Annotated in this window: 8 protein-coding genes and 1 pseudogene; 2 read left to right on the top strand and 7 right to left on the bottom strand. The window is 37.9% G+C overall.

Going from position 1 to position 12,990, the window contains the following annotated elements:
* Positions 1-154 precede the first annotated feature (154 nt).
* Entirely contained in the window at positions 155-1,627 is a 1,473-nt protein-coding gene (gene cobA, locus AC1FXP_RS21915; RefSeq protein WP_480064055.1) for a uroporphyrinogen-III C-methyltransferase, read from the bottom strand.
* A 425-nt stretch (positions 1,628-2,052) separates the two neighbouring features.
* On the opposite strand from cobA, the gene AC1FXP_RS21910 reads away from it, so the two are divergent.
* The gene (locus AC1FXP_RS21910) at positions 2,053-3,555 is read left to right on the top strand and encodes a NarK family nitrate/nitrite MFS transporter (RefSeq protein WP_480064054.1); all 1,503 of its coding nucleotides are present in this window, start codon (positions 2,053-2,055) and stop codon (positions 3,553-3,555) included.
* A 157-nt stretch (positions 3,556-3,712) separates the two neighbouring features.
* On the opposite strand, the gene nasC is transcribed toward AC1FXP_RS21910, so the two are convergent.
* The 4 genes and pseudogenes from nasC to xylB form a co-directional block, all read right to left on the bottom strand.
* Positions 3,713-5,851, bottom strand: coding sequence for an assimilatory nitrate reductase catalytic subunit NasC (gene nasC, locus AC1FXP_RS21905; RefSeq protein WP_480064053.1), 2,139 nt, complete (start codon positions 5,849-5,851; stop codon positions 3,713-3,715).
* A 49-nt stretch (positions 5,852-5,900) separates the two neighbouring features.
* Complete coding sequence (gene nirB / locus AC1FXP_RS21900; RefSeq protein WP_480064052.1) at positions 5,901-8,255, bottom strand: nitrite reductase large subunit NirB; 2,355 nt, start codon at positions 8,253-8,255, stop codon at positions 5,901-5,903.
* A gap of 230 nt (positions 8,256-8,485) precedes the next feature.
* Positions 8,486-8,814 (bottom strand): annotated as a pseudogene (locus tag AC1FXP_RS21895) (zinc ribbon domain-containing protein YjdM).
* A gap of 114 nt (positions 8,815-8,928) precedes the next feature.
* Positions 8,929-10,428, bottom strand: a complete 1,500-nt coding sequence (gene xylB, locus AC1FXP_RS21890) for a xylulokinase (protein WP_480064051.1) — start codon at positions 10,426-10,428, stop codon at positions 8,929-8,931.
* Positions 10,429-10,573: 145 nt separating this feature from the next.
* Between xylB and AC1FXP_RS21885 the strand changes: the two genes are divergently transcribed.
* A complete protein-coding gene (locus AC1FXP_RS21885; RefSeq protein ID WP_480064049.1) occupies positions 10,574-11,182 on the top strand; it encodes a YesL family protein in 609 nt (202 codons plus the stop codon).
* A 35-nt stretch (positions 11,183-11,217) separates the two neighbouring features.
* Here AC1FXP_RS21885 and AC1FXP_RS21880 read toward each other — a convergent pair whose 3' ends face one another.
* Both AC1FXP_RS21880 and AC1FXP_RS21875 read right to left on the bottom strand, forming a co-directional pair.
* Positions 11,218-12,039: a carbohydrate ABC transporter permease gene (locus AC1FXP_RS21880; protein ID WP_480064048.1), complete on the bottom strand. Its 822-nt coding sequence runs from the start codon at positions 12,037-12,039 to the stop codon at positions 11,218-11,220.
* Between the two features lie 15 nt (positions 12,040-12,054).
* The gene (locus AC1FXP_RS21875; protein ID WP_480064047.1) at positions 12,055-12,933 is read right to left on the bottom strand and encodes a carbohydrate ABC transporter permease; all 879 of its coding nucleotides are present in this window, start codon (positions 12,931-12,933) and stop codon (positions 12,055-12,057) included.
* Between the last annotated feature and the right edge of the window lie 57 nt (positions 12,934-12,990).

Genomic DNA, 12,990 nt, shown 5'->3' with positions numbered 1-12,990 from the left:
TGGATGCGGCTCTTCCCCAAAGACAGTAATGTCAAAACGATCGCTGTCGTTTTTTAAAATTTCCTCAATCGTACGAATTCCGGCCATTCCGTTTCCTATTAGCACTAGTTTCTCTCTCACAATAACCTCTCCTTTTCCTACTTCATTTGAATTCTTAGCTTTCTAAGGCTAATTCTGCTTCTTCGATCTTTCCAATAACCTTTGCTACATCCTCGTTCTCTATAATCATATCGATTCGGATATTAGATTTTTTCAAAAATAGACTTGTATCTTTTCCTTTACAAATAATTGTTACATTCTCTTGTACATGTTCTAAAGGTATTCCACTTAAGTCTAGAAACTTCAATAATGTCAAAGCTTCAGCAGGAGATGTTAGTAGAAGTGTATTAACATGACGCTCCTCTAGCAGCCTTGTGAAAGCTGCAATATCTTTGTTTGAAACGTTCTTCTTCCTTACTACAATCCCCTTAGCTAGTGGGGAAAGAGTTGCTCTCTCACTTGCAATTTCAGCTTCATCTCCTACTAACACCGGAGATATGACCGACATGTCTATGAGCTTGGATTTAATACCGATCGTTTGTAACGTCTTTTTAACTGATTCATTTATTGAATAGAAAGGCAATTGGATATCTCTGACGTCCATGCCATTCTCTACAAGCCCTCTTAAAAAGGCAAAGACACTTTTCGTAGAAAGAAAGACCAACTCATGATCGCTTTCCACTTTTATTAGGTCGTTGACAGCTCCACTGTCAAAATGATCTCTCTCACATAGCAGCTCATGTTCAAAAACATCTGCTCCGTCTTTCTTAAGAGTTGTTACCATCTCTCTATTTCTTTCATTAATAGCAGGGATTAGGATGCTTTTTCCAGAAAGAGGTCTGTTGTCAAACCAAGCTAACTTCGAACGAAGCTTCACAACATCCCCGACAACAATAATGGCTGGATTCGTAATGTTAGCCTGTTCAACCTTGTTTGTAATCGTAGCAAGTGATCCTTCTACAGTTCTTTGTTTGCTGTATGTTCCCCAATGAACAACTAATGCTTGCGTATCTTTTCCTTTTCCATGTTGTATCAATTGCTCTGAAATCGTTTTGAGGTGTTTGACTCCCATATAGAAGACAATCGTTTCTACTCCTTTGGATAAGGACTTCCAATCAACATTAGGTGTTCCATCCTTCTGACTGCCATGTCCTGTGACTACAGCAAAAGAGTTCGAATGCTTTCGATGAGTAATAGGTACTCCTGCATACATAGTTGCCGCAATTCCAGCTGTAATTCCTGGAATGATTTCATAGCGAATGTGGTTCTCTGCTAGTAGTTCAGCTTCTTCACCAACTCTTCCAAATACAGCTGGATCACCACCCTTTAGACGGACAACTGTCTTTCCTTTTCTCGCGTGAATGAGAATCTCTTTTTGAATATCTTCTTGCCTCAGCGTATGTTTGCAAGGTTGCTTACCGCAGTAAATTAACTTAGCATCATCTTTTACATCAGTTAACAAAAAAGGATTGATTAATCGATCAAAAATGACTACATCAGCCTGTTGTAAGGCCTGTTTCCCTTTTACAGTTATTAAATCTACGTCTCCCGGACCAGCCCCTACAAAGTAGACCATTCCACTATTCATTAATCACGCCCCCTTTGCTACTGTAAAGAATTATTTTAATTATATATATTATCCTAAACCAACATCTTAGATGCATGTTATATTGTGTCAGCTTATCTTACATAGTTTTTTGCAGAAGCAGTCCTGTGACTGAAAATAGTTCATTTTATATAGAAGAAACTCCAACTATACACTTATGTTGCAAACGTGATGGAACCTAGAAAATAACTTTGATTTTTTAAATTTCTAAGAAAGTGCCCTTTTAAACCTTTGTAGAACCAAAGTTCCGAACCCCTTACCTTTCAGTTAGTTAAGCGTTATCAGTAAAAAAATCCCACTATAAAACCATGTAACATTTCCTATCGAACATTCAGACAACAGTAGTTAAGTAATGTAAAAATAAAAAATGTATTTGAAATAAGGAATTCTAGGGAGGTTTTTTTTCGATGACTGTATCAGAGATTTTTAAGTTTAAGAATGAAAGGATTAAGGTTCTACATTTTACTTGGTTTGCTTTCTTCATTTCTTTTTTCACTTGGTATAATATGGCTCCACTTGCCACTACAATGCTTGAAGCGATGGATTGGCTAACTCCGCAACACATTGCTGCACTCGGAATTTGTAACGTAGTTTTAACCATTCCTGCGCGGGTGTTGATAGGCTCACTATTAGATAAATACGGACCTAGAGTTGTCTACTCTGGCCTACTCATTATCATGTCAGTACCGGCATTGGTCTTTGCCTTTGGTGATAGCTGGGCTCAATTAATGATTGCCCGTCTTGTTCTTGGTAGTATTGGTGCTAGTTTCGTTGTTGGTATTCGAATGGTAGCTGAGTGGTTCCCACCTAAGAGCATCGGTTTTGCTGAAGGAATTTATGGGGGCTGGGGGAATTTTGGTTCTGCTGCCGCTGCTATGCTCCTGCCTTGGTTTGCTCTCACCTTACTTGGTGGTGATAATGGTTGGAGATACGCTTTAGCATTTACTGGTATCATCTGTTTTGTTTATGGGATTATTTATTACATTTGTGTCAGAGACACACCAGAAGGAAAAGTCCTAATGAAACCAAAGCGTTCTGGAGCATTGGAAGTAAGTAGTTGGGGTGATTTAGTTCAATTAATCGTTTGGACGATTCCACTTGGTGGAGCGCTAGCAATCAGCGCATGGAGATTAGCGGGGTTAGGATTTGTTTCGCAAACAGCATTGCATATCATTTGGGCAGTTCTTGCCATTGTATTAATTTATCAAATTTATATGATCCTAAAAGTAAATGTCCCTATTCTAAAAAAAGGTGTTCCCGAGGATGACAAATACAAATTTAAAAACGTTGGTGCATTAAATAGTACGTATTTTGCCAACTTTGGCGCAGAGCTCGCGATCATTTCTATGCTACCAATGTTCTTTCAATTGACATTTTCATTGTCAGCATCACAAGCTGGACTTATCGCTGCATCCTTTGCCTTTGTGAATCTCCTCGCTCGTCCATTAGGAGGCATCCTTTCCGACCGAATGGGGAGCCGTCGTAACGTTATGCTAGTCTATATGGCTGGTATTACAATTGGACTTTTTGGAATGGGCTTTATGGACTCTAGCTGGCCTTTAGTTGTTGCTGTAGCTATTACCGTTCTCACATCTATGTTTATCCAAGGTGCTGAAGGTGCGACATTTGCCGTTATTCCAATGATTAAGAAGCGTGTAACAGGACAAATCGCTGGAATGTCTGGTGCTTATGGGAATGTTGGTGCAACTGTTTATTTGACTCTTTATACATTCGTGACACCACAACAATTTTTCTTTATCCTTGCTGGTGGTGCTTTAGTTAGTTTTCTTATTTGCTTCTTCACTTTAGAAGAGCCTGAAAATTCTTTTGGCGAAGAATATTATATGTCTTCAGATGAGTTAAAAGTATTAGAAGCAGAAAAAAAGCAGCTTCATAAAAAAGCACTATAATCAAACATCGAAAGAAAAAACTTCCCTTTACGTACGCGTCCCGATTGATAGAGCGAATCCGCTCAGCAATCGGGCTTTTTATTTTCAACTATATACGGTCCATAAACAATAGAGGTCTGCTTGAGTTGTGTTACTCAAGCAGACCTCTATTTCATTTTTAATTAGCTATTGGACTAATTTTCACTGCACTTACTTTGAATCCTGGCATCCTACAAGTAGGATCCAATTTCTTTGAGATCAAACGATTGACATTTTGTGAGTCCGCCCAATGGAATGGGACAAACACTGTATCTTTACGAATCGTCTGTGACCATTTACTTCTAACAACAATGCTTCCGCGTTTCGATTCGATCTTCACTAACGTGTTATCTTTTATATGAAATTTCTCTGCTGTTGATGGATGGATTTCCATATATGACTCAAATTCACGAGCTGCAAGTGTTGAACTTTTTCTCGTTTGAACTCCTGTTAAATAGTGCGACATAACCCTTCCCGTTGTTAAATAAAGAGGAAAGTCTTCACTAGGCTTTTCTTTAGGGATTTCAGGATTACTTTGTACGACAACCATCTTTGCTTTCCCATCACCATGTGCAAATTCTTGTTCAAATAAACGTTTTGTCCCGGGATGGTCTTGATCTGGACAAGGCCACAAGATCCCTTTTTCCGCGCGCAAGCGATCATACGTGATTCCAGAGTAATCAGCAATTCCGCCACGAGTTGCTACCCTTAACTCATTGAAGATTTCTTCCGGAGAAGAAAATGCAAAATATTCTCCTTTTCCAAGAGCTTCTGCTACTTCACAAATAATTTGCCAATCATGCTTCGCTTCTCCTCGAATTGGGAAACTCGCTTCTCTTAATGTGACTCTTCCTTCTACATTCGTCATTGTACCAGGTGTCTCTAAATAAGATGTTGCTGGTAAAATTAAATCGGCTAATCTTGCTGATTCAGAAATAAACATATCTACAGCAACGAAGAAGTCTAACTTTTCGAGAGCGTTTTTTACAAATTCAGCACTCGGGTTAGAGACTACAGGGTTTGAACACATTAAGAACATTCCCTTAATTTCTCCCTCATCGATCTTTTGAATCATTTCAAAAGCAGAAACCCCTTTTCTCGGTAAATCTTGTTCACGAATTCCCCATACATCAGAAATATAGTTACGATGTTCCGCGTTTTCAATCGAACGGTAACCAGGTAATTGATCAGCCTTTTGCCCATGCTCTCTTGCTCCTTGACCATTTCCTTGCCCAGTCACTGCTCCGTATCCTGAGTACTCTTTCCCGATTTTCCCCGTCGCTAAAAGAATATTTAAAAAATTACGCACAGATGCTGATCCATCCGTTTGTTGTTCAATCCCTCTTGCAGTGAAAATCATACCTGACTCTTCTTTCCCGAAGACTGTTGCTGCTTTTTTAATTTGTTCAAGGGGTACTCCGGTTTGTTCAGAAATCTCCTCTAAATCTAGTGAAGCTATATACTCCCTCACTTCATCAAAACCATTCACTCGCTGAGCGATAAATTGCTCATCAATTAAATTTTCCTCTAAAATAACTTTTAACAATCCATTCGCTAGAGCAGCATCCATTCCCGGCTTCACTTTTAAGTGCAAATCAGCCATCTTTGTTGTTGCTGTTTCACGAGGGTCAATCGCAATAATGAAAGAACCATTTTCCTTTGCCTTTTCAAAATAAGGCATAACCGTCGGCTGGCATTCTGCAATATTTGTTCCAGCCAAGATGAGACATCTGGAGTGAGGAATCTCTTGGATTGTATTCGTAAAGCCGCGATCCATCCCAAACGTCTGTGCTGCAGCTGAAGCAGCTGCCGACATACAGAGGCGTCCATTATAATCAATGTATCTAGTACCTAAAGCAACTCTAGCAAACTTCCCTAACAAGTATGCTTCCTCATTGGTGATCGTTGCACTTCCATAGACGGATAACGCATTGTTTCCATGCTCTGTTTGTATCGCTGTAAACTTTTCTTTAATGACTTTTATCGCTTCATCCCATGAGATTGGTACAAACTCGCCATCCACCTTTAACAATGGGTGCTTGATTCGATCATTGTGTACCGCATGCTGATGCGCATTTAACCCTTTAATACAAAGACGTCCTTCAGAAGTTGGGTTATCTTTTCCAACCGTTTTATACGTTTTTCTCGTAACGGTTGATTGCTCTATGAGCTGCATCTTACACTGCATGCTGCAAAAAGGGCATTGTGTATCATAAACTTTCTCTGTCTCAACTTGCTGCTGTTTTTTTCTGAAATACCTTAATAACATTTCTGTCACGATGTCTCATCCTTTGCTAATTTTTTTGTCGCTTCTGGACATGACGTTATTATTTATTACTTAGTAAGACTTTTTTACTTTGATAAGAATCGCTTTCCAAGGCCTCGATTAGCTGCTGTCTTAAATCGTTATCAAACAACACTTCTCTTATATGCAGTAAGTTAATGCGGTCGATCCATTCCCATGAACGTTCAGCATATTTGGCTGTTTCCCGGTAATACTGGATAAAGCCAATGATAATTTCATATACTTCTTGCTCTGTTTCCGCTACACAAAGCAATTGACCTGTTCGTGCATTTCGTCCACTGCTACCACCAACATATACTTCCCATCCTCGATCAAACTGGATGACACCAATATCTTTTGTCGTTGAACCTGCCCCATTATGCATACACGAAGAGATGCCCATTTTGACTCGGTATGGTGTTGTTAAGTAGTCTGTTTTCTTCTCTATTTGAACTGCTAGCTCAAGGGCATCATGTTTGTCACACTTACAAACCGTCTCTCCAATACATGTTTTGATGTTTTGAACGGTATTCCCATACGTACTGCTCAATGGAAGGTCTAAATCTCTCCAGATAGATTCTAAATCCTCCTTTTTAACTCCTGTTAGATGCAATCGTTGTTCACTAGTAATTGCCACATTAGGAATTTGATACTTTTCCACTACGGCAGCAATTTTACGCAGTTCTTCTGCATTCGTCAGCCCGCCGTACATTTGTGGAGTAAGGGAGTATGTGCCATCCGCTTGTCGGGTCGCATTCATTCGCTCATTAATAAAAAGTGATTCTTGTTTCGTCTCATATTCTGGATAAATCATACCTAAATAATATTGCAAAGCGGGACGACAAGTCGGACATCCATCCTCCGTTCTCCACTTAAGTTCACGCATGACCTCATTAATAGAATTAAGACTTCTCAGTTGCATTTCTGTTACTATTTCTTCATCTGTTAATGTCGTACAACCACACAACGTTTCTTTCTCTATCACTTCATCAAAATCTTCACTTTGCATATAAGCTAATAAATCGGTTACTAACGGCTTACAGCCTCCACATGCACTTGATGCCTTTGTACACTTCTTCACTTCTTCTACCGTTGTCAATCCTTGTGATTGGCAAGCTTCAATAATCGTTCCTTTTGTTACACCATTACAGTTACAAATGAGATCCGTCTGTTCCATCGCGGCCACTTGTGATTCTTGGTTTGAAGATTGTAAGACGAACATTTTTTCCTCATCTGTAATGACCTTTTGCTTACTAATCATATCTAGTAGCTTATTACCCGCTTTTGTGTCTCCAAACATAACTGAGCCAATCACTTTATCTTCCTTTAAGACAATTTTCTTATAAATTCCAGCTAACTCGTCATATTGAGTAATCGTTTTACTTGTTTCATCAGCATGAAATTGTCCTACAGAAAAGACATCCACACCTGAAATCTTTAATTGAGTTGATAAAGTTGATCCTTGATACCCATTTTCTTCGAGTCCGCAAATATGCTTGGCTAGAATTCTCCCCTGCTCATAGAGAGGCTTCACTAAACCATAAACCATCCCTCTATGTTCGACACACTCACCAACTGCATATATATCAGGAATGCTTGTTTGTAAATAGTCATTAACAACAATCGCTCGGTTTGTCTCAAGCCCGCTATCTTTTGCCATTTGAACGTTTGGTCTGACACCGACAGCCATCACAACCGCATCGGCATGCACGATCGAACCATCTTTGAAGCGTAAGCCTTCTACTCTGGAGTCACCAATGATTTCTTCCGTTGCCTTTTCTAATAGAAAATTCATCCCTTGTTTTTCAAGTTCTTGTTGAAGCATTTTAGCAGCTGTCTGATCTAACTGTCTCTCCATTAAATAATCGGCAATATGAACAACATCTACTTCCATTCCTAGATTAAGGAGCCCTCTTGCAGCCTCTAAACCTAGTAAACCACCACCAATAACAATAGCTTTCTTATGACCCTTTGATATATTAATCATCTTCTGACAATCTTCTATAGTCCGAAAGCTTACTACTCCTTCTTTGTCTGCTCCTGGAATTGGTAAGACAAATGGTACAGATCCTGTAGCAAAAATGAGTTTATCGTAGGAGACTTCTCTATCCTTATCTGTTTGAATCACCTTTTTATCAGGATCCACTTTCACAACAGTTTCACCTGTGTAGAGATCTATACCATTCGACTCGTACCAAGCACGGTTATGAAGTGTTATGTCCTCTACCTTTGTGCCGCCTTGTAGTACTGTTGATAACATGATTCGGTTGTAGTTAAAGTGCGGCTCACTTCCAAAGACCGTTATATCAAACATGTTAGGATTGTTCTTTAAGATTTCCTCAATGCAATTGATGCCTGCCATGCCGTTTCCAATTAAGATTAATTTTTTCTTTTTCATCTTAGAAACCCTCCAAATTTAATGGTAATTGACTGTTCAAAAAGAACATCCTCGTAAATCACACGTTATGCTTTTCATAAGATACATATCATTTACACCTTTAAAATATCTACATCAGTAAAATTTTATCGAATAATGAGTAATAAAACTTTAACTATGTCAGATGTGCTGACAAGGAAATGTTTAGGTCATTAAATTTACACTTAAAAAATCCTATTTTAACAATAGGATTAAATCTTCTTAACAAAATCAGATTTTAATTTCATAGCTCCTAAGCCATCAATTTTACAATCAATGTCATGATCTCCATTAACTAACCGAATACATTTCACTTTTGTTCCCATTTTTACAACAAGCGAACTCCCTTTTACTTTCAGGTCTTTAATGACCGTTACAGAATCGCCATCGTTTAGCACATTTCCATTGGCATCTGTAACTACTTTATGATCCTCTTCATCTTCTATAGTCCACTCATGAGCACATTCTGGACAGATCAATATGTTTCGTCTTCATACGTATATTCTGAATTACACTTTGGGCAATTAGGCAAATCTGCCATTGTCTTATTTCCTCCATTCATATTCTCCATTTTAACATACTCAATCATTTGATCAGCAAAAAGCCTATTGTGATTAACACAATAAGCTTAAAAAACTATTAAGTTCGGTCACAATTATTTCCTGAACTTCACCAAGTTTTTGTTTAACTCTTTCGTCTGGTTATAGACATTTTGATAAAGACAGAAAAGTTCTTTATACTGAGCTACATTCTCTTCTATAGGAGTAAACTCTTTGTCGACTTTTAAAAATGTATCGGCACATTCCTTCAAAGATTCAAACCAGCCACATCCAAAAGCAGCAAGCATTGCCGCTCCCAAACCTGGTCCTTGTTCACTTGAGAGCTTTACAATCTTCGCATCAAAAATATCGGCTTGCATTTGCAACCAAATTTCATTTTTGGCACCTCCACCGATTGAAACAACTGTATCAATCTTTTTGCCCTGTTCACGGAAAATCTTCACCGAATCATTTAAAGAGAACGTAATTCCCTCTAGGACAGCACGAATGAAATCTTTACGTTCATGAGAGCTATCCATTCCAACAAAACTAGCTCGTATTGTAGCATCAACGTGCGGTGTTCTTTCTCCAACAAGATAAGGTGTAAATAAAAGTCCATTTGAACCTGGAGAAACCGTATCTACGTCAGCTAACAAATCTGTAAAGCTTTCGTTTTCGGCAAACGTATTTTTAAACCAGCTTAGACTATATCCTGCTGCAAGAGTTACTCCCATTGTATAAAAAGCATCAGGAGCACCATGATTAAAGTAATGAACCGTTCCTTGAAAATCTTTGTTTCCATCTGCTTCATACGAAAGAACAACACCTGAAGTTCCTATACTTGCCAAAGTCTTTCCTTCCTCTAGAATTCCTGAGCCAATTGCTCCGCATGCATTATCTGCTCCGCCTGCAAATACACGTGTATTATCAGAAAGTCCTGTGAAATCTGCAACCTCCGGAAGGATGACTCCTACTTCATCATGCGATTGAACAAGTGGTGGACAGAAGCCTCGATCCAACTCAAACAAATCACAAATTTCATTGCTCCACTCTTTTTGAGCTACATTCAACAGCAACGTTCCAGCTGCATCGGAAAAATCCATGTGTACTTTCCCTGTTAACTTTAAGCGAACATAATCTTTTGGAAGTACGAAAACCTTTGCTTTTGCAAAAATATCAGGCTCATGTTTTTTGACCCAGAGGATTTTAGGTAAGGTGAAACCTTCTAATGCAGGGTTTTTTGTTATTTCCAAAAGCTGAGCCTCGCCAACTGTTTGATAAATTTCCTCACATTCTGCTGTCGTTCTCGTATCATTCCACAAAATCGCATTGCGCAATGGTTTATTATTTTCATCTAGCAACACCAATCCATGCATTTGACCCGAAAAGCTAATCCCTTCAATATCTTCTTTGTTATCCGAAAATTCTTCAAGAAGTTCTTGTAATCCTGCAAGTGTTTGATTAACCCAAGCATCCGGATCTTGTTCACTATATCCAGCTTTTTCTTGTATTAAAGGGTAATCTTTTGAAACTTCTTTCACAACTTCACCATTTTGATCAACAAGCAGGATCTTAACAGCACTTGTCCCCAAGTCTACTCCTACTACATATTTCATGAATCCTCACTCCTTGCCTTCATATTATCTTGTCTGCGTAAATTTGTTAGTTCATTCATTAGACAAACAAAGTTATTTTGTTTTATAGTAATTACATAACAATCCCATTATAATAGAATGAGTTTCTTACTAAGGAGGTACTTTCATGGGTCGAGCTTTATACAGTATGTTAGAATGGATCACTCGCTTTGCTTATATTAATGCATTGTGGATTATCTTCACAATAGCCGGTGGTGTTATTCTTGGGTTATTCCCAGCAACAATCGCGATGTTTTCACTTATAAGACAATGGCTAAAGGGCCACTCCGATATGCCTGTTTTTCCTTCTTTTTGGAAATATTATAAAAAAGAATTTTGGAAAAGCAACCGTTTAGGATTGATTATTTATCTGTTTTCTTTTGTATTTGGATTCAATATAATTTTTCTACATGCAAATATGGGTGAACTTATTACATGGACATATGTCCCATTGCTTGCAGGCTTACTGCTTTTCATTTTAGTGATCATTTATTTATTTCCAACTTATGTTCATTACGATTTACCAGTAATGCAAATTATAAAAAATGCTTTCTTAATGATGTTAGTTAGCCCAATGTACAGCTTTTTCATCATGATTTGTTTGGGGGCTTTCTATATTATCGTAACAGTCATCCCAGCTTTAGCGTTAATTTTTGGTGCAAGCTTTTTTAGCTTCATTACTTTATGGTTTTCCTTACATGCATTTTCTAAGATTGAACATAAACAGAAAAGGTAGCGAATCACCTGTCTTTAAAAGGCGGGTGATTCTTATTATCCTTTTACCGCACTAGAAGAAATACCTTCAACAATTTTGTTACTAAAGAACAAGAATGCGATTAAGATTGGCATTACACTAATAACAAGAGTTGCTCCAATTGCGCCCCAGTCTGTCATATATTGACCGACAAAGTTTTGAATACCAACTGTTAACGTTTTATATTGGTCAGAACTGATGAACGTGTTAATAAACACAAACTCATTCCAGTTGTAAATCATATTAATGATCGCTGTTGTTGCAAGAATCGGTGCAGAGATCGGTAAAATAATTCTGAAAAACAATCTATGAAGTGATGCTCCATCAATAATCGCAGCTTCTTCGATTTCTTTCGGAAGTGTATAGTAAAATCCAAGTAAAATCATCATTGTAATAGGCAAGTTATAGGCCGTATATGTGATAACAATTGAAATTGGATTATTTATCAAATTCACACTTAAAAACATGCTAAAAAGTGGAATTAAAGCTGAGTGAATCGGGATCATTAACCCTATCATGAACAAACCTAAGACTAACTTACTAAGCTTCCATTTCATTCGTGTAATAACAAAGACCGCCATACTTGCAAACAATAGTGTTATTGCAATAGAAAGTCCAGTAATCCAAACACTGTTCCAGAAATAGGTACCAATCCCGCCTTCCCAAACAACTAAATAGTTTTCCCATCTAATTTCTTGTGGTAAAGCAAAAGGTGAACCTGCAAAAATTTCTCGATTGCTCTTTAAAGAGAAAAGGAACAACCAGACTATAGGGAATATTTGAAAAAGGGCAACAATGCCTAAACAAAAATATAGAAAAAAGTATCCTACGCGTCCCATTACATAAACCTCCCTTTAATATTGGATCTCCTCTTTATCCGCTGTAAGCTTACGGATAATAACAGTGACAACTAATGTAATAATTAGCAACATGAAACCAACGGCACTTCCGTAGCCAAAGTTATAGTTACCAAAAGCAAGCTTATACATATAAGAAGCCATAACTTCACTTGCTCCGTTTGGTCCTCCACCAGTCATAACATAAATTAAATCAAAATATTTAAGTGAACCGACAACCGCAAGGACAATTGTTACTTTAACTACACCCATTATTAAAGGCAACTTGATGCGGGTTGCAATTTGAAATGGTGTTGCTCCATCGATTTTTGCAGCTTCTACCATTGATTCCGGAATCCCTTTTAAAGCAGCATAGTAAATTAAAATGTAGAAACCTGCGTATTGCCATAAAATCGGGATAAAGATTGAATACAGAACAATGTTTGGATCAGCAAGCCATAGTGGTGGGTTCTGAACCCCAAACCAACCAAGAATTTCATTTAACATTCCATTTGATGGATTATACACTTTAATCCATAGCTGAGCGATCGCAACAGAAGATAATAACATAGGAATTAAGTAAATTTTTCTTAAAAGGTCTGCACCTTTTATTTTGGAAGCTAAAATCATTGATACTGCTAAATAAACAACTAAACTAAGCGTTGAAAATACTGCTAACAAAGCAGAGTTCCCTGCACTTTGCCAAAACTTACCGTCCGTTAGTACGTTAAGGTAGTTTTCTAAACCGATGAACTGCATTGCTCCAATTCCATCCCACTTCATCAGCCCATAGTACCCTGTTAAAAGTAAAGGAATGAAGATTAGAATACCAACTAATAACAATGCAGGGAGAAGATACAAAGTGATAAACCACTTGTTCGACATAACTTTATGCATAGCGTATTAACCCCCTAAAAAAAGATAGAAAAGGACAAACCAGTTAAGGATTTGTCC

This window comes from Halalkalibacter sp. HAAS-P013 (assembly GCF_056619925.1).
Note: the sequence above shows the minus strand (reverse complement) of the source record. Positions and strands in the feature narration are given on the sequence as shown.